Source organism: Pseudomonas sp. Irchel s3f7 (assembly GCF_900187615.1).
In the GTDB taxonomy this organism is placed as follows: Bacteria; Pseudomonadota; Gammaproteobacteria; order Pseudomonadales; family Pseudomonadaceae; genus Aquipseudomonas.
Map to the genome: position 1 here is coordinate 91804 of NZ_FYDO01000023.1, position 18275 is coordinate 110078.

The 18275-nt window shown below is 55.0% G+C and carries 14 protein-coding genes, 4 tRNA genes and 1 rRNA gene; all 19 read right to left on the reverse strand.

All coding sequences use genetic code 11. The features are described from left to right. Positions 1–19: 19 nt before the first annotated feature. Positions 20–2125 carry an elongation factor G gene (gene fusA / locus CKW19_RS20080; protein ID WP_095059510.1) on the reverse strand — a complete coding sequence of 702 codons (2106 nt, stop codon included), beginning with the start codon at positions 2123–2125 and terminating at the stop codon, positions 20–22. Between the two features lie 30 nt (positions 2126–2155). After that, a complete protein-coding gene (gene rpsG / locus CKW19_RS20085) occupies positions 2156–2626 on the reverse strand; it encodes a 30S ribosomal protein S7 (protein ID WP_002555493.1) in 471 nt (156 codons plus the stop codon). 119 nt (positions 2627–2745) lie between these two features. Next, positions 2746–3117, reverse strand: a complete 372-nt coding sequence (gene rpsL / locus CKW19_RS20090) for a 30S ribosomal protein S12 (protein WP_002555494.1) — start codon at positions 3115–3117, stop codon at positions 2746–2748. 216 nt (positions 3118–3333) lie between these two features. Continuing rightward, positions 3334–7533, reverse strand: a complete 4200-nt coding sequence (rpoC, locus tag CKW19_RS20095) for a DNA-directed RNA polymerase subunit beta' (RefSeq protein WP_053162834.1) — start codon at positions 7531–7533, stop codon at positions 3334–3336. Positions 7534–7597: 64 nt separating this feature from the next. Further along, positions 7598–11671, reverse strand: a complete 4074-nt coding sequence (gene rpoB, locus CKW19_RS20100) for a DNA-directed RNA polymerase subunit beta (RefSeq protein WP_095059511.1) — start codon at positions 11669–11671, stop codon at positions 7598–7600. A 220-nt stretch (positions 11672–11891) separates the two neighbouring features. Further along, positions 11892–12257 (reverse strand): 50S ribosomal protein L7/L12, encoded by a 366-nt coding sequence (gene rplL, locus CKW19_RS20105; RefSeq protein WP_095059512.1) that lies wholly within the window; start codon positions 12255–12257, stop codon positions 11892–11894. A 75-nt stretch (positions 12258–12332) separates the two neighbouring features. Then, a complete protein-coding gene (gene rplJ / locus CKW19_RS20110) occupies positions 12333–12833 on the reverse strand; it encodes a 50S ribosomal protein L10 (RefSeq protein WP_007970413.1) in 501 nt (166 codons plus the stop codon). A gap of 198 nt (positions 12834–13031) precedes the next feature. After that, a complete protein-coding gene (rplA, locus tag CKW19_RS20115) occupies positions 13032–13727 on the reverse strand; it encodes a 50S ribosomal protein L1 (RefSeq protein ID WP_095059513.1) in 696 nt (231 codons plus the stop codon). After that, the gene (rplK, locus tag CKW19_RS20120; protein WP_007933726.1) at positions 13727–14158 is read right to left on the reverse strand and encodes a 50S ribosomal protein L11; all 432 of its coding nucleotides are present in this window, start codon (positions 14156–14158) and stop codon (positions 13727–13729) included. The genes rplA and rplK overlap by 1 nt, the downstream gene beginning before the upstream one ends. Before the next feature lie 117 nt (positions 14159–14275). Further along, complete coding sequence (gene nusG / locus CKW19_RS20125; RefSeq protein WP_095059514.1) at positions 14276–14809, reverse strand: transcription termination/antitermination protein NusG; 534 nt, start codon at positions 14807–14809, stop codon at positions 14276–14278. A gap of 9 nt (positions 14810–14818) precedes the next feature. Then, entirely contained in the window at positions 14819–15187 is a 369-nt protein-coding gene (secE, locus tag CKW19_RS20130) for a preprotein translocase subunit SecE (RefSeq protein WP_007984402.1), read from the reverse strand. 45 nt (positions 15188–15232) lie between these two features. After that, positions 15233–15308 (reverse strand) — tRNA-Trp (locus tag CKW19_RS20135). Positions 15309–15483: 175 nt separating this feature from the next. Further along, positions 15484–15559 (reverse strand) — tRNA-Thr (locus CKW19_RS20140). A 26-nt stretch (positions 15560–15585) separates the two neighbouring features. After that, positions 15586–15659: transfer RNA gene (locus tag CKW19_RS20145), tRNA-Gly, on the reverse strand. A 24-nt stretch (positions 15660–15683) separates the two neighbouring features. Further along, positions 15684–15768: transfer RNA gene (locus tag CKW19_RS20150), tRNA-Tyr, on the reverse strand. A gap of 142 nt (positions 15769–15910) precedes the next feature. Beyond that, entirely contained in the window at positions 15911–16342 is a 432-nt protein-coding gene (locus CKW19_RS20155) for a hypothetical protein (RefSeq protein ID WP_095059515.1), read from the reverse strand. 7 nt (positions 16343–16349) lie between these two features. Further along, a complete protein-coding gene (locus tag CKW19_RS20160) occupies positions 16350–17099 on the reverse strand; it encodes a pantothenate kinase (RefSeq protein WP_095059516.1) in 750 nt (249 codons plus the stop codon). Next, a complete protein-coding gene (birA, locus tag CKW19_RS20165; protein ID WP_095059517.1) occupies positions 17089–18045 on the reverse strand; it encodes a bifunctional biotin--[acetyl-CoA-carboxylase] ligase/biotin operon repressor BirA in 957 nt (318 codons plus the stop codon). Before birA ends, CKW19_RS20160 begins: the two co-directional genes overlap by 11 nt. 133 nt (positions 18046–18178) lie before the next feature. Then, positions 18179–18275 (reverse strand): 5S ribosomal RNA (rrf, locus tag CKW19_RS20170); the annotation flags it as partial.

Below are 18275 nucleotides of genomic sequence, written 5' to 3' on the forward strand. Positions count from 1 at the left end.
CTAGCCTAAAGGGGCTGAATCAGCCTTGTTTTTTGGTTACAGTTTCGACGATGTGCGACGGAGCTGTATTGTATTTTTTGAATTCCATAGAGTAGCTTGCGCGACCCTGGGACATGGAACGAACGTCGGTCGCATAACCGAACATCTCGCCCAACGGAACTTCAGCACGAATTACTTTGCCGGAGACCGTATCTTCCATACCCAAAATCATGCCGCGACGACGATTGAGGTCGCCCATCACGTCACCCATATAGTCTTCAGGCGTAACAACCTCAACCGCCATGATCGGCTCAAGCAACTCACCACCGCCCTTCTGGGCCAGTTGCTTGGTCGCCATGGAAGCTGCCACCTTAAACGCCATCTCGTTCGAGTCGACGTCGTGGTAAGAACCATCGAACACGGTAGCCTTCAGGCCGATCAGCGGATAGCCGGCAACAACGCCGTTCTTCATCTGCTCTTCGATACCCTTCTGGATTGCCGGGATGTATTCCTTAGGAACCACACCACCTACCACTTCGTTCAGGAATTGCAGACCTTCCTGACCTTCGTCAGCAGGAGCAAAACGAATCCAGCAATGACCGAACTGGCCACGACCGCCGGACTGACGAACGAACTTGCCTTCGATTTCGCAGCTCTTCGTGATGCGCTCACGATAGGAAACCTGAGGCTTACCGATGTTGGCTTCGACGTTGAACTCACGGCGCATCCGGTCAACCAGGATGTCCAGGTGCAGCTCGCCCATGCCAGAGATGATCGTTTGACCAGTCTCTTCATCAGTTTTGACGCGGAAAGACGGGTCTTCCTGAGCAAGCTTGCCCAGAGCGATACCCATTTTTTCCTGGTCATCCTTGGTCTTAGGCTCTACGGCAACCGAAATAACCGGCTCCGGGAAGTCCATGCGAACCAGGATGATTGGCTTATCAGCGTTGCACAAGGTTTCACCAGTGGTGACGTCCTTCATGCCGATCAGGGCCGCGATGTCGCCAGCGCGCACTTCCTTGATCTCTTCACGGGCGTTTGCGTGCATCTGCACCATACGACCCACGCGCTCTTTCTTGCCCTTGACCGAGTTGATCACGCCGTCGCCGGAGGCCAACACGCCCGAGTAAACGCGGACGAAGGTCAAAGTACCCACGAATGGGTCGGTAGCGATCTTGAACGCCAGAGCCGAGAACGGCTCGTTGTCGTCTGCATGACGCTCCATTTGCTTTTCCTCGTCATCCGGGTCTGTACCCTTGATGGCAGGAATGTCGCTTGGAGCAGGCAGGTAGTCGATAACGGCGTCGAGAACCAGGGGAACGCCCTTGTTCTTGAAGGAAGAACCGCAAACAGCAAGAACGATCTCACCAGCGATAGTACGCTGACGCAGAGCGGTCTTGATTTCCTCGATGGTGAGCTCTTCACCCTCCAGGTACTTGTTCATCAGCTCTTCGCTGGCTTCAGCCGCAGCCTCAACCATGTTGCTGCGCCACTCTTCAGCCAATTCCTGCAGCTCAGCAGGGATAGCCTCACGACGTGGAGTCATGCCTTTGTCAGCATCGTTCCAGTAAACCGCTTCCATGGTCATCAGATCGATCTGACCCTGGAAGTTGTCTTCGGAACCGATAGCCAACTGGATTGGCACCGGGGTGTGACCCAGACGCTGTTTGATCTGAGCGATCACGCGCAGGAAGTTCGCACCAGCACGGTCCATTTTGTTCACGTAAACGATACGTGGAACACCGTACTTGTTGGCTTGACGCCATACGGTTTCGGACTGAGGCTCAACACCGGAAGTACCACAGAACACAACGACCGCGCCGTCGAGTACACGCAGGGAACGCTCAACTTCAATGGTGAAGTCTACGTGGCCCGGGGTGTCAATGACGTTGAAACGGTAGTTGTCTTTGTGCTGCTTCGCAGAACCCTGCCAGAAAGCGGTAATAGCAGCAGAAGTAATGGTAATACCACGCTCCTGCTCCTGAACCATCCAGTCCGTGGTCGCGGCGCCGTCATGCACCTCGCCCATCTTGTGGCTTTTGCCAGTGTAAAAAAGGACGCGCTCGGTGGTGGTGGTTTTACCAGCATCCACGTGAGCAACGATACCAATGTTACGGTAGCGATTAATCGGTGTAGTACGAGCCATAAAGCCCTCGCAAAATTAGTGACGCAAAAATTAGAAGCGGTAGTGCGAGAAAGCTTTGTTAGCTTCAGCCATACGGTGCACGTCTTCACGCTTCTTAACTGCAGCACCTTTACCTTCGGCAGCGTCCAGCAATTCGCCAGCCAAACGCAGAGCCATAGACTTCTCGCCGCGCTTACGGGCGAAGTCTACCAACCAGCGCATTGCCAGAGCGTTACGACGGGACGGACGAACTTCAACCGGAACCTGGTAAGTAGCACCGCCTACACGGCGCGACTTCACTTCGACCAGCGGAGCGATGGCGTCGAGAGCTTTCTCGAAGATTTCCAGGGGGTCGCTGTTCTTGCGTTCTTTAACCTTTTCCAGCGCGCCATAAACGATACGCTCGGCAACGGCTTTCTTGCCGCTTTCCATCACGTGGTTCATGAACTTGGCCAGAATTTGGCTTCCGTATTTTGGATCGTCAAGCACTTCGCGCTTGGCTGCTACGCGTCTTCTTGGCATGGATAAGCCCTCAAACGGTCTTCAGGTTCGCTCGGAATCGGTGCCCATCAAGGGACGCCTCCGACCTTACTCTTATCGACTCAGAAAAATAGAAAATCAGTTTTTACAAAAAGCCGCTACTACTTAGGCTTCTTGGTACCGTACTTCGAACGACCCTGGTTACGACCTTTAACGCCGGAAGTATCCAAGGAGCCGCGTACGGTGTGGTAACGAACACCTGGCAAGTCTTTTACACGACCGCCGCGGATCAGTACCACGCTGTGCTCTTGCAGGTTGTGGCCTTCACCGCCGATGTACGAGGAAACCTCGAAACCGTTGGTCAGACGCACACGGCATACTTTACGCAGTGCCGAGTTAGGTTTTTTCGGCGTGGTGGTGTACACACGGGTGCACACGCCACGGCGTTGCGGGCAGTTCTGCAGCGCAGGCACGTCGGATTTCTCGACGATACGCTTACGCGGCTGACGTACCAGCTGGTTGATAGTTGCCATCTACTAGCTCCACTGTTGTCTTGCGACGCTATTGTCTTGCAAGAAAAGCAAAATGGCAGGAACGAATTCCCGCCAAATTTAGGGGTACAAGAGTCTAAAGAGGATCTTGCCCCCAGTCAAGGCAAGGCCCCGACCTCTCCCCTCATCCAACCTCGACAAATTGTCTCGATTCGATGAACGGAGCGACCAGGGCCTTACGCTCATTTACCGCAGAACTCAGTTACCGCTCGAGTTCAGCGCTTCGGTCAGTGCAGCTTCCACTTCACTGGCGCTTACGCGCAACGGCTTGTCAGCATCACGGCGGCGCTTACGCTCGCTGTGATAGGCCAGGCCGGTACCAGCCGGGATCAGACGACCCACGACCACGTTTTCTTTCAGGCCGCGCAGGTAATCGCGCTTGCCGGTTACCGCCGCCTCGGTCAGTACGCGAGTGGTTTCCTGGAAGGAAGCCGCCGAGATGAACGATTCGGTGGACAACGACGCCTTGGTGATACCCAGCAGAACGCGAGTGAACTTGGAGACAAATTTGTCTTCGCCGCTCAAACGTTCGTTCTCTACCAATACGTGAGTCAATTCCATCTGGTCGCCCTTGATGAAACTGGAATCGCCGGATTCAGCGATTTCAACTTTACGCAGCATCTGACGCAGGATGGTCTCGATGTGCTTGTCGTTGATCTTCACGCCTTGCAGACGATAAACGTCCTGGATCTCGTTAACAATGTACTTGGCCAGCGCACTCACACCCAGCAGACGCAGGATGTCGTGTGGATCGCTTGGACCATCGGAGATAACTTCGCCGCGGTTTACCTGTTCGCCTTCGAACACGTTCAGGTGACGCCACTTTGGAATCAGCTCTTCATACGGATCGCTACCGTCGTTCGGGGTAATAACCAAACGGCGCTTGCCTTTGGTCTCTTTACCGAACGCGATGGTGCCGCTGACTTCAGCCAGAATCGACGCTTCTTTCGGACGACGAGCTTCGAACAAGTCGGCAACACGCGGCAGACCACCGGTGATGTCACGGGTCTTCGAAGTTTCTTGCGGGATACGAGCGATAACATCACCGATCGCGATCTTCGCACCATCCGCCACACCGACGAGGGCGTTGGCTGGCAGGAAGTACTGAGCAATAACGTCAGTCCCTGGCAGCAACAGATCCTTGCCGTTGTCGTCGACCATCTTAACGGCAGGACGGATGTCCTTGCCGGCAGCTGGACGATCTTTGGCGTCGAGTACTTCAATGTTGGTCATACCGGTCAATTCGTCAGTCTGACGCTTGATCGTGATGCCTTCTTCCATGCCCACGTAGGTCACGGTACCTTTCATTTCGGTAACGATTGGGTGAGTGTGCGGATCCCACTTGGCCACGATAGCGCCAGCTTCGACCTTGTCACCTTCTTTAACCGAAATCACAGCACCGTATGGCAGCTTGTAACGCTCGCGCTCACGACCGAAGTCGTCAGCGATCGCCAATTCACCGGAACGGGACACTGCAACCAGGCAACCATCCACTCGCTCAACGTGCTTCAGGTTATGCAGACGGACGGTACCGCCATTCTTCACCTGAACGCTGTCGGCTGCGGAGGTCCGGCTTGCCGCACCACCGATGTGGAACGTACGCATGGTCAGCTGGGTACCCGGCTCACCGATGGACTGGGCGGCGATAACGCCGACCGCTTCACCGATGTTCACCTGGTGACCACGAGCCAGGTCACGGCCGTAGCACTTGGCGCAAATACCGAAGCGGGTTTCGCAGCTGATCGGCGAACGCACGATCACTTCGTCGATGCTGTTCAGCTCGATGAACTCGACCCACTTCTCGTCTACCAGGGTGCCGGCAGGAACGATGACGTCCTCGGTACCTGGCTTGAATACGTCACGGGCGATAACTCGACCCAATACGCGCTCACCCAGCGGCTCTACAACGTCACCGCCTTCAATGTGCGGAGTCATCAGCAGACCGTGTTCGGTGCCGCAATCGATCTCGGTTACAACCAGATCCTGCGCCACGTCTACCAGACGACGAGTCAGGTAACCCGAGTTCGCCGTTTTCAACGCGGTATCCGCCAGACCCTTACGAGCACCGTGAGTGGAGATGAAGTACTGAAGTACGCTCAAGCCTTCACGGAAGTTCGCAGTAATCGGCGTTTCAATGATGGAACCGTCCGGCTTGGCCATCAGGCCACGCATACCGGCCAGCTGACGAATCTGTGCTGCGGAACCCCGCGCACCCGAGTCGGCCATCATGTACATCGAGTTGAAAGATTCCTGGTCGACTTCGACGCCATGACGGTCGATGACTTTCTCTTTCGAGAGGTTGGCCATCATCGCCTTGGAAACTTCGTCGTTCGCCTTGGACCAAAGGTCGATCACTTTGTTGTACTTCTCGCCCTGGGTTACCAGGCCGGAGGCGTACTGGCTTTCGATCTCTTTCACTTCATCAGTAGCAGCATTGATGATGCGGGCTTTTTCATCCGGGATAACGAAGTCGTTAACACCGATGGAAACGCCGGAAATGGTCGAATAAGCAAAACCGGTGTACATCAACTGGTCAGCGAAGATCACAGTCTCTTTCAAACCAACCACGCGGTAGCACTGGTTGATCAGCTTGGAGATTGCCTTTTTCTTCATCGGCAGGTTGACGACGTCGTACGACAGACCTTTTGGCACAACCTGGAACAACAGAGCGCGGCCGACAGTGGTGTCGACAATACGGGTATTGCTCACGCTGCCGCCATCACGGTCGTTGACGGTTTCGTTGATCCGGACTTTGACCTTGGCGTGCAGTGCGGCTTCGCCGGCACGGAACACACGGTCAACTTCCTGCAGATCCGCGAACACACGACCTTCGCCCTTGGCGTTGATCGCTTCACGAGTCATGTAGTACAGACCCAATACAACGTCCTGCGACGGAACGATGATTGGCTCACCGTTGGCTGGCGACAGAATGTTGTTGGTCGACATCATCAACGCACGCGCTTCGAGCTGGGCTTCCAGCGTCAGCGGTACGTGCACGGCCATTTGGTCACCGTCGAAGTCGGCGTTGTACGCAGCACAGACCAGAGGGTGCAGCTGGATAGCCTTACCTTCGATCAGTACCGGTTCAAACGCCTGGATACCCAGACGGTGAAGGGTCGGTGCACGGTTGAGAAGAACCGGGTGTTCGCGAATCACTTCAGCAAGAACGTCCCAAACCTCTGGGAGCTCGCGCTCGACCATCTTCTTGGCAGCCTTGATGGTGGTAGCGAGACCACGCATTTCAAGCTTGCCGAAAATGAACGGCTTGAACAGCTCCAGAGCCATCTTCTTCGGAAGACCGCACTGGTGCAGACGCAGGGTCGGACCTACGGTAATTACCGAACGACCGGAGTAGTCAACACGCTTACCGAGCAAGTTCTGACGGAAACGACCCTGCTTACCCTTGATCATGTCAGCCAGGGATTTCAGAGGACGCTTGTTGGAACCGGTGATAGCACGGCCACGACGACCGTTGTCGAGCAGTGCGTCGACGGCTTCCTGCAACATACGCTTTTCGTTGCGCACGATGATGTCCGGAGCGGACAGATCAAGCAGGCGCTTCAAGCGGTTGTTACGGTTGATCACTCGACGATACAGATCGTTGAGGTCGGAAGTCGCGAAGCGACCACCATCCAGCGGGACCAGCGGACGCAGATCTGGCGGCAGAACCGGCAGAACGGTCAGCACCATCCACTCTGGCAGGTTGCCGGAACCCTGGAAGGCTTCCATCAACTTCAGACGCTTGGACAGCTTCTTGATCTTGGTTTCGGAGTTGGTTTGCGGAATTTCTTCACGCAGACGGCCAATCTCGTGTTCCAGGTCGATCGCGTGCAGCAGTTCACGGACAGCTTCGGCACCCATGCGGGCATCGAAATCGTCGCCGAACTCTTCCAGCGCTTCGAAGTACTGCTCGTCGTTGAGCAGCTGACCTTTTTCAAGGGTGGTCATGCCTGGATCGATAACGACGTAGCTCTCGAAGTAGAGAACGCGCTCGATATCACGCAGGGTCATGTCCATCAGCAAGCCGATACGCGACGGCAGCGACTTCAGGAACCAGATGTGGGCAACTGGCGAGGCCAGTTCGATGTGCGCCATGCGCTCACGACGAACTTTTGCCAGCGCGACTTCAACGCCGCACTTCTCGCAGATCACACCACGGTGCTTCAAGCGCTTGTACTTACCGCACAGGCACTCGTAATCCTTTACCGGGCCAAAGATCTTGGCGCAGAACAGGCCGTCACGCTCAGGTTTGAACGTACGGTAGTTGATGGTTTCCGGCTTTTTAACTTCACCGAACGACCACGAACGGATCATCTCAGGCGATGCCAATCCGATACGGATGGCGTCGAACTCTTCGACTTGACCCTGGTTTTTCAGCAAATTCAGTAGGTCTTTCAAGGCCTTTCCTCCTGGCGGAGCAGAGAGCGGGCAATCCTGCCCCGCTCTCGATTCGCGTCACGTGTTATTCGGTTTCCAGATCGATATCGATGCCGAGGGAACGAATTTCCTTGATCAACACGTTGAAGGACTCGGGCATGCCCGGCTCCATACGGTGATCGCCATCCACGATGTTTTTGTACATCTTGGTACGGCCGTTCACATCGTCCGACTTCACTGTGAGCATTTCTTGCAGAGTGTAAGCGGCACCGTATGCTTCCAGTGCCCAGACCTCCATCTCCCCGAAACGCTGACCACCGAACTGCGCCTTACCACCCAGCGGCTGCTGGGTAACCAGGCTGTACGAACCGGTAGAACGAGCGTGCATCTTGTCGTCTACCAAGTGGTTCAGCTTCAGCATGTACATGTAGCCAACGGTAACCGGGCGCTCGAACTTGTTGCCGGTACGGCCGTCGGTCAGCTGCATCTGGCCGCTTTCTGGCAGGTCCGCCAGTTTCAGCATGGCCTTGATTTCGCTTTCCTTGGCGCCGTCGAACACTGGAGTGGCCATCGGAACGCCGCCACGCAGGTTTTGAGCCAGATCCAGGATTTCCTGGTCCGAGAAGTCATCGAGGCTTTCCTGACGACCGCCGATCTCGTTATAGATCTCGTGCAGGAATTTACGCAGCTCGGCAACTTTACGCTGCTCTTCAATCATGCGATTGATCTTCTCGCCCAGACCTTTGGCCGCGAGGCCGAGGTGGGTTTCAAGGATCTGACCAACGTTCATACGCGAAGGTACGCCCAACGGGTTGAGGACGACGTCGACCGGGGTGCCATTGGCATCGTGCGGCATGTCTTCAACCGGCATGATCACGGAGACCACACCTTTGTTACCGTGACGACCGGCCATCTTGTCGCCCGGCTGGATGCGACGACGGATTGCCAGGTAAACCTTGACGATTTTCAGCACGCCTGGAGCCAGGTCATCGCCCTGCTGCAGTTTGCGCTTCTTGTCTTCGAACTTGTCGTCCAGCAGTCGGCGACGATCAACGATGTAGGCCTGAGCCTTCTCGAGCTGCTCGTTCAGAGCATCTTCAGCCATGCGCAGCTTGAACCACTGGCCGTGCTCAAGACCGTCGAGAACTTCGTCGGTGATGTCCTGACCTTTCTTCAGACCGGCGCCGCCTTCGGCTTTGTGGCCGACCAGAGCGGAACGCAGACGTTCGAAAGTAGCACCTTCAACGATACGGAACTCTTCGTTCAGGTCCTTGCGGATCTCGTCCAGCTGGGACTTCTCGATCGACAGTGCACGAGCATCACGCTCAACGCCGTCGCGGGTGAAGACCTGTACGTCGATGACAGTACCTTTGGTACCGGTAGGTACACGCAGGGAAGTGTCTTTAACGTCGCTGGCTTTTTCACCGAAGATTGCACGCAACAGCTTCTCTTCCGGAGTCAGCTGGGTCTCGCCTTTCGGAGTGACCTTACCAACCAGGATGTCGCCTGCGCCAACTTCAGCACCTACGTAAACGATACCGGCTTCGTCCAGCTTGTTCAGTGCAGCTTCACCGACGTTCGGGATGTCTGCAGTGATTTCTTCAGGCCCAAGCTTGGTGTCACGAGCCACACAGGTCAGTTCCTGGATGTGGATCGTGGTGAAGCGGTCTTCCTGAACCACACGCTCGGACAGGCAGATGGAGTCTTCGAAGTTGTAACCGTTCCAGGCCATGAACGCGATGCGCATGTTCTGGCCCAAAGCCAGCTCACCCATATCGGTGGACGGACCATCAGCCATGATGTCGCTGCGCTGAACCCGATCACCCTTGCGAACCAGCGGACGCTGGTTGATACAGGTGTTCTGGTTGGAGCGGGTGTACTTGGTGAGGTTGTAGATATCAACACCGGCTTCGCCAGTCTCGACTTCATCATCAGCAACACGAACCACGATACGGCTGGCGTCTACGGAATCGATCACACCACCACGACGAGCCACGACGCAAACGCCGGAGTCGCGGGCAACGTTACGCTCCATGCCGGTACCCACCAGCGGCTTGTCAGCACGCAGGGTTGGTACAGCCTGACGCTGCATGTTCGAACCCATCAACGCGCGGTTGGCGTCATCGTGCTCGAGAAACGGGATCAGCGACGCAGCCACCGAAACAACCTGTTTCGGTGAAACGTCCATCAAGGTGACGTCTTCCGGCGCCTTAACGGTGAACTCGTTCAAGTGACGAACAGCTACCAGCTCGTCGATCAGCATTTTCTTGTCGTTCATCGTGGCCGAAGCCTGAGCGATCACGTGATCAGCTTCTTCGATGGCGGACAGGAACACGATCTCGTCAGTGACCAGAGCGTCTTTCACCACACGATACGGGCTTTCGAGGAAGCCGTACTGGTTGGTGCGCGCATAAGCGGCCAGGGAGTTGATCAGACCGATGTTCGGACCTTCCGGCGTTTCGATCGGGCAAACACGACCGTAGTGCGTTGGGTGAACGTCTCGAACTTCAAAGCCGGCACGCTCACGAGTCAGACCACCAGGGCCGAGTGCAGAGACACGACGCTTGTGAGTGATCTCGGATAGCGGGTTGTTCTGGTCCATGAACTGAGACAGCTGGCTGGAACCGAAGAACTCTTTCACCGCCGCAGCCACTGGCTTGGCGTTGATCAGGTCTTGCGGCATCAGGCCTTCGCTTTCAGCCATCGACAGACGCTCTTTGACCGCACGCTCAACACGTACCAGGCCAACGCGGAACTGGTTTTCGGCCATTTCGCCTACGCAGCGAACACGACGGTTACCCAGGTGGTCGATGTCATCGACGATGCCTTTACCGTTACGGATGTCGACCAGGGTCTTCAGTACCGCGACGATGTCTTCCTTGCACAGCACGCCCGAACCTTCGATCTCGGTACGACCGATACGACGGTTGAACTTCATCCGGCCGACCGCAGACAGATCATAACGCTCAGGGCTGAAGAACAGGTTGTTGAACAGAGTCTCGGCAGCGTCTTTGGTTGGCGGCTCGCCTGGACGCATCATGCGATAGATCTCGACCAGCGCTTCCAATTGGTTGCTGGTGGAGTCGATCTTCAGAGTGTCGGAGACGAACGGACCGCAGTCGATATCGTTGGTGTACAGAGTCTCGACGCGAACAACCTGGGCCTTGGCGATTTTTGCCAGGATCTCGGTGTTCAGCTCGGTGTTGCACTCAGCCAGAATTTCGCCAGTTGCCGGATGCACGATGGCCTTGGCGGTAGTGCGGCCCAGGACGTAGTCCAGAGGCACTTCCAGGGTCTTGAGACCGGCTTTTTCGATCTGGTTGATGTGGCGCGCAGTAATACGGCGACCAGCCTCAACGATGACCTTGCCCTTCTCGTCCTGAATATCAAGAACAGCGATTTCACCGCGCAGACGCGAAGCAATCAGTTCCAGGCTGAGGGTTTCGCCGCTCAGGTGGAAAACGTTGGTGGTATAGAACGCGTCGAGCACTTCTTCAGTGGTATATCCGAGCGCGCGCAGCAGTACCGATGCAGGCAGCTTGCGACGACGGTCGATACGCACGAATACGCAGTCTTTCGGGTCGAACTCGAAGTCCAGCCACGAACCGCGGTAAGGAATGATACGCGCGGAGTACAGCAGTTTACCGGAGCTGTGCGTCTTGCCACGGTCGTGGTCGAAGAACACGCCCGGGGAACGGTGCAGCTGGGAAACGATTACACGCTCGGTACCGTTGATTACGAAGGTACCGTTCTCAGTCATCAGGGGGATTTCACCCATGTAGACTTCTTGCTCTTTGATGTCCTTGATCGCTTTGTTCGACGACTCTTTGTCGAAAATGATCAGGCGCACTTTTACCCGCAAAGGTACGGCGTAAGTTACACCGCGCAATACGCATTCTTTGACATCAAAAGCCGGTTCGCCCAGACGATATCCGACGTACTCCAGCGCAGCATTGCCGGAGTAGCTGATGATCGGGAAAACGGATTTGAAGGCCGCATGCAGGCCCACGTCGCGGAACTGATCTTTAGTCGCTCCCGCTTGCAAGAATTCACGATACGAATCCAGCTGGATGGCCAGGAGGTACGGCACATCCATGACGTCCGGCAACTTGCTAAAGTCCTTGCGGATACGTTTTTTCTCAGTATATGAGTAAGCCATCAGCGTTCCCCAGCTTGGTCACCTGCTTGTTTGGCCCCTCCCGACGGGAGCAGCCAGAAAATCGTGCAAACCCCATGGTTTGCGCCACCGCATCGGGTGGTTACAGCACGTTATCGGCACCGACCCAGTCGGCTGCCAATAACGGAAAAAGGCCGGTGGCAAGAGCCACCAGCCATCAGCCTGTCGCTTAACGCTCGGGCTGGAGACGCAAAGTCGATGCTTACTTCAGCTCGACTTTAGCGCCTGCTTCTTCCAGAGCTGCTTTGGCTTTGTCGCCAGCATCTTTGGTCACTGCTTCCAGAACCATGGCAGGAGCGCCGTCAACTACAGCCTTGGCTTCTTTCAGGCCCAGACCGGTCAGTTCACGTACTGCCTTGATCACGTTAACTTTCTTCTCGCCAGCTTCCAGCAGCATGACGTTGAATTCAGTTTGCTCTTCAACAACAGCGGCAGCAGCAGCTGGACCAGCCGAAGCAGCAGCAGCGGTAACACCGAATTTTTCTTCGAAAGCTTTGATCAGCTCAACAACTTCCATTACGGACATGTTGCCAACTGCTTCAAGGATATCGTTCTGAGAGATAGACATGAATCTAATTCCTGATATTGGGGACGGCCTACGCGACCATCGAAAAAAACAAAAAACGCGAGAAGTTGACGAGCCTTAGGCTGCAGCAGCTTCTTTCTGGTCGCGAATTGCCGCCAGAGTACGAGCCAATTTGCTGGTAGCGCCTTGAATCACGCTCATCAGCTGAGAAATTGCTTCGTCACGGGTCGGCAGAGTTGCCAGTACGTCGATTTGGTTAGCTGCGAGGAACTTGCCCTCGAACGCAGCTGCCTTGATCTCGAACTTGTCCTGACCCTTTGCGAACTCTTTGAAAATCCGGGCAGCAGCGCCTGGATGTTCTTTGGAGAACGCAATCAGGGTAGGGCCAGTGAACACGTCGTTGAGAACACTGAATTCAGTGTCAGCAACAGCGCGCTTGAGCAGGGTGTTACGTACAACACGTACGTAAACGCCAGCTTCACGAGCCTCTTTACGGAGTCCGGTCATCGCGCCTACTGTTACGCCACGGGCATCAGCCACGACAGCGGACAGAGCGACTTTGGCAGCCTCGTTGACTTCAGCGACGATGGCCTTCTTGTCTTCGAGTTTAATTGCCACGGGTTTAACTCCTGCTTGTTACCGTTTCATCTGGTCGAAACCGGATGTCGTTTTGGTGTCTGATTCGGTAAGGAACCGGGAGCACCATCTGCGTAGGCTTGAGGTTTAAGACTTTCGTCGCCTACGGTCTTGGATAGCCCCCGCCAGGCAGGGACCCCAATTTTTCAATTGGCGCAATTACTTACGCCAATCTGTGTCTTACGCGTCGAGCGAGCCTTGGTCGATGACCAGACCTGGGCCCATAGTGGTGCTCAGGGTAACGCGCTTGACGTAAATGCCTTTCGAAGAAGCTGGCTTGATACGCTTCAGATCAGCGATCAGGGCTTCAACGTTTTCCTTCAGCTTGACGGCGTCGAAGCCGATCTTGCCAACGGAAGTGTGGATGATGCCGTTTTTGTCGGTGCGATAACGAACCTGACCAGCCTTGGCGTTTTTAACCGCGGTAGCTACGTCTGGAGTTACGGTGCCGACTTTAGGGTTAGGCATCAGACCACGTGGACCGAGGATCTGACCCAACTGACCCACAACGCGCATTGCATCCGGGGATGCGATCACTACGTCATAGTTCAGGTCGCCGCCTTTCATTTCGGCAGCCAGGTCGTCCATGCCTACACGGTCAGCGCCGGCAGCCAGAGCAGCTTCAGCAGCTGGACCTTGGGTGAACACTGCAACGCGAACGGTCTTGCCAGTGCCGTGTGGCAGCACAGTAGCGCTACGAACGACCTGGTCGGATTTACGCGGGTCAACACCCAGGTTTACAGCAACGTCGAACGACTCGCTGAACTTGACAGTCGACAGCTCAGCCAGCAATGCAGCGGCGTCTACAAAGTTGTAGGCCTTGCCTGCTTCGATTTTGCCGGCGATAGCCTTTTGACGCTTGGTCAGCTTAGCCATTACACACCCTCCACGTTAAGGCCCATGCTACGAGCAGAACCGGCGATAGTACGCACGGCTGCTTCCATATCAGCTGCAGTCAGATCCGCGTTTTTGGTTTTCGCGATTTCTTCCAGCTGAGCACGAGTCACAGTGCCAACCTTAACGGTGTTCGGACGAGCGGAACCGCTGGTCAGACCGGCCGCCTTCTTCAGCAGAACCGAAGCAGGGGTGGATTTGGTTTCGAAAGTGAAGCTACGGTCGCTGTAGACAGTGATGATCACTGGAGTCGGCAGACCTGGCTCAAGACCCTGAGTACGGGCGTTGAAAGCCTTGCAGAATTCCATGATGTTCACGCCGTGCTGACCCAGTGCAGGACCAACAGGTGGGCTTGGGTTAGCCTGAGCGGCTTTCACTTGCAGCTTGATGTAAGCGGTAATCTTCTTGGCCATGAGGCACTCCAATTACGGGTTCAAACGCCTCGAAAGGCTCCCCGGTTACTTGCGCGTTTATCCCAGTGACGACAAAACCCCACAGCCTACGGCTGCGGGGTTGGGATTTTTGTTCAACTAGACCTTTTCGACCTGGCTGAACTCGAGCTCCACCGGAGTAGAGCGACCGAAAATAAGCACAGCCACTTGGATCCGGCTCTTTTCGTAGTTAACTTCTTCAACGACACCGGTAAAGTCAGCAAACGGACCATCGTTGACACGTACCGACTCACCCGGCTCGAACAACGTCTTCGGCTTCGGCTTATCGCTACCATCAGCGACGCGACGCAGGATCGCCTCTGCTTCTTTATCGGTAATTGCTGCAGGCTTATCAGCGGTACCGCCGATAAAACCCATCACCCGAGGAGTGTCCTTGACCAAGTGCCAAGTACCCTCGTTCATATCCATCTGTACAAGCACATAGCCAGGGAAGAACTTACGTTCACTCTTGCGCTTCTGGCCATTACGCATTTCAACCACTTCTTCAGTGGGAACCAGAATCTCGCCGAAGCCATCTTCCATACCGGCCAGCTTTACGCGCTCGATGAGCGAGCGCATTACATGCTTCTCGTAACCGGAGTAAGCATGCACAACATACCAACGCTTAGCCACGGGACACCCTTAGCCGACGATCAAGGAAACAAGCCAGCCGAGCAGGGAATCAAGCCCCCACAACAGCAACGCCATAACCAGAACAACAGCCACAACGATTAACGTGGTCTGCGTGGTTTCTTGGCGAGTTGGCCAAACGACTTTACGAATCTCGGTGCGTGCTTCCTTAACCAGTACAAAGAAAGACTTGCCCTTGACCGTCTGCAAGCCTACAAAGGCAGCTACGGCAGCAATAGCAAGCAATGCGAGTACGCGGTACAGGATCGGCGAAGCAGAAAAGTACTGATTGCCAACAACGCCAACAACCACCAGAGCGACTACTACTAGCCACTTGAGGAGGTCGAAACGAGAGCCTTGAGCTTCAGCTTTAGGAGTCATCTATGAAGATCCTGTGAAAAGAAAGCCAGATACACCGAGTGAATCTGGCAGGTCAGGAGGGAATCGAACCCCCAACCTACGGTTTTGGAGACCGTCGCTCTGCCAATTGAGCTACTGACCTAAAACAAAATCAGGCCGACCATTATGCCGACCCGAAAAAGACTTTACAACACTTACCAGGAAACCCTGATTGCAACACCGAACCTCACGATACCGGCAACCTTAAAAAACCACCTCAAGGCGCAACCACGACCACCTAAAACAAAGGCAGATATTTTCATATCTGCCTTGTTATATGGAGCTCTTGAGCGGATTTGAACCGCTGACCTCACCCTTACCAAGGGTGTGCTCTACCAACTGAGCTACAAGAGCGTAACACTGTGCAAAACCTGTAAACTTGGAGCGGGTAGCGGGAATCGAACCCGCATCATCAGCTTGGAAGGCTGAGGTTCTACCACTAAACTATACCCGCGAGGCTTACAGCTCTCGCTAAAAATGGTGGAGGGGGAAGGATTCGAACCTTCGAAGTCGTAGACGTCAGATTTACAGTCTGATCCCTTTGGCCGCTCGGGAACCCCTCCTAAGCGAGCCGGCATTCTACATCATGCCAGCCTTCTGTCAAGCATTTTCTCATTAAAAACCTGAGCTTAGCTGCGTTGACCTCGCTTCACATCGCTACCCGTTACCGGTGTTCGCTGTGGAGCGGGCGCCATTCTATGCAAACTATTCGGTGGGCGCAACCCCTTCGCACGGCATTATTTTATGTTTTAACTCATTGAATTCTTTAGAAAGGTTTATCAGCTGCAGATCATCCAACCAACGCCTGCTCTCAGGCGCGATTCGCACCCAGTAAGGCTCTGCGCCATTCCTGGGCAGAGATTGAAACTTTACCTCCATGCCACTCAAGCGTCGTTCCAGCGCTTGCGCGGCGTCCTGACGAACATATCCCCCCAAATAGAGGCAGGTAGCCTCCGCAGGCGCCCTCGCTTTGTCTCGAGGAGCTTCAGATGCTTCGCTCAACAAACGGATATCCTGCTGAGCGCCGCGATACAAATTCAACGGTGTGACATCTTTCGCACGCAAAGGTGCTTCCTGCTGGTGCCAGACGTAATAAAAGCCATTGAGGACAAGTAGCAGCAGAAACAACCAACGCATAAAAACCTCAGGACAAAGGGCAAGCCATAGCTAATCCGACAAAGACCAGGTCCGGAACGACTCTGGCCTGAGGCACCACCTCAGCAACCAGACCCGCATCCCCACCAGTGAGGAAGACTGTGAACCCTTCTCCCCAATAGCTGCGCGCCAACTCGAGCTGAGTCAGCACAAAGCCACGCAACATCAAAGAACAGCCACGCTCGACAGCTTCGACAGTGGTTCGACCAGGGACAAGCACCTCCAGCGCTCGCTCCGCTGCAAGATCCCCGTATCGAATCTTACGAGTGTGAGTACGCAGTTGGTTGCGCATCAATGGCATGCCCGGACAGATGAAACCACCAAGATGCTCTCCGTCTGCAGCTATGAAGTCAGCAGTTACCGCCGTACCGAAATCGAGCACCAAGCAGGCACCAGCCGCCAAGTGAAAACCACCAAGCATCGCCAACCAACGATCAAGCCCCAGACGGTCGAACTCCTCGTATCCATTTCGGACACCGGCCATCTCACGCACTGGTGCAGCACAAACGACAGATACGCTGTAGGTATCCGATAGCAACGACGTCAATGCCGTAGTTTCTTCAGCGGTCCTGACACTCACCATCCGGCAAAAAGTGAGAGCAAGGCCCGTGATCGCCTCCAGACTTTCCAGCAGCGCGAGATCCGAATCGACAACACCCTCACCGATCAGCTGCCGGACGCTTGTCGCAAGCACACGCCACTTGATGAAGCTATTCCCACAGTCGAGCTCAAGAATCATCACGCAACCTCAGGCTCAGCTCGCCACCACTGAAAACTTTCTCCACGCCACCAACCCTCAGACGCAATGCTCCCTGACTATCGATACCTACTACCTGGCCGTCTATTTTATTGACGCCGGCAATCAACGACACATCTCGCCCCTGCCATAAGTGATTTTGCTCCCACTCAGCCTGGATAGCCAAAAAGCCACCCGCCTGATGAAGAGCCAAGTATCTCTGAAGCGTCGCACCCAACGCTGCGACCAAATGATTGCGATCAAATACCTTGCCCGATTCAAGCCGCATGGATGTCCATTGCTGATCAACCTCATCATTCGCCTGCATGTTCACATTAATTCCAACACCAAGGACCACGTGACACACATCAGCAGGATCTCCGACCAACTCCAGCAGTATCCCGGCGATCTTTTTCTGACCGACCAGGACATCGTTAGGCCATTTCAACCCAACCCCTGGAATACTCAGCTCGCGCAATGTCTGCATAACGGCAAGCCCAACGACCAGACTTAATCCCTCTAGCTGACGCATACCACCATCAATACGCAATACGAGACTGTAATAGACATTCTCTGCAAATGGGCTCACCCACTTGCGACCGCGTCGTCCGCGCCCAGCAGTCTGCCGCTCAGCCAGCACCAGAAATGGTGCCGCTTGGCCCCGCTCGATCAGACGTAGCGCCTCTGCATTTGTAGAGTCGATCGAATCGTAAGCGAGGGCCGGCCACTCACAGGAAGATGCTCTCAAGATTTCCGAAGGATCAAGCAACACCAGTGACGTGGACAGCTGATAACCACGACCTCGGACCTTGTGAATTGAAAGACCTAATTCTGCCTCTAGATGCTGGAGCTGTTTCCACACAGCACTACGACTCACCCCCAGGGCAGCCCCCAAGGCTTCACCCGAGTGAAATCGACCATCTTTAAGAAGCTTTAACAACGTCAGCATGCAAGTCTCGCCTCACAATGAGGCCCGCATAATAGCCACGCCCCGAGCCATTGCATAGAAATCCCGGAGGCGAACTTTCCTGCGGACAAAACAAAACCCCAACTGCTTTCGCAATTGGGGTTTCGGAATTTAATCTTGACGATGACCTACTCTCACATGGGGAAACCCCACACTACCATCGGCGATGCATCGTTTCACTGCTGAGTTCGGGATGGGATCAGGTGGTTCCA

Coding starts and splice junctions, on each gene's coding strand:
- fusA (WP_095059510.1), bottom strand. CDS start 2,125: ATGGCTCGTACTACACCGATTAATCGCTACCGTAACATTGGTATCGTT.
- rpsG (WP_002555493.1), bottom strand. CDS start 2,626: ATGCCAAGAAGACGCGTAGCAGCCAAGCGCGAAGTGCTTGACGATCCA.
- rpsL (WP_002555494.1), bottom strand. CDS start 3,117: ATGGCAACTATCAACCAGCTGGTACGTCAGCCGCGTAAGCGTATCGTC.
- rpoB (WP_095059511.1), bottom strand. CDS start 11,671: ATGGCTTACTCATATACTGAGAAAAAACGTATCCGCAAGGACTTTAGC.
- rplL (WP_095059512.1), bottom strand. CDS start 12,257: ATGTCTATCTCTCAGAACGATATCCTTGAAGCAGTTGGCAACATGTCC.
- rplA (WP_095059513.1), bottom strand. CDS start 13,727: ATGGCTAAGCTGACCAAGCGTCAAAAGGCTATCGCCGGCAAAATCGAA.
- rplK (WP_007933726.1), bottom strand. CDS start 14,158: ATGGCCAAGAAGATTACCGCTTACATCAAGCTGCAAGTGAAAGCCGCT.
- secE (WP_007984402.1), bottom strand. CDS start 15,187: ATGACTCCTAAAGCTGAAGCTCAAGGCTCTCGTTTCGACCTCCTCAAG.
- CKW19_RS20155 (WP_095059515.1), bottom strand. CDS start 16,342: ATGCGTTGGTTGTTTCTGCTGCTACTTGTCCTCAATGGCTTTTATTAC.
- CKW19_RS20160 (WP_095059516.1), bottom strand. CDS start 17,099: ATGATTCTTGAGCTCGACTGTGGGAATAGCTTCATCAAGTGGCGTGTG.
- birA (WP_095059517.1), bottom strand. CDS start 18,045: ATGCTGACGTTGTTAAAGCTTCTTAAAGATGGTCGATTTCACTCGGGT.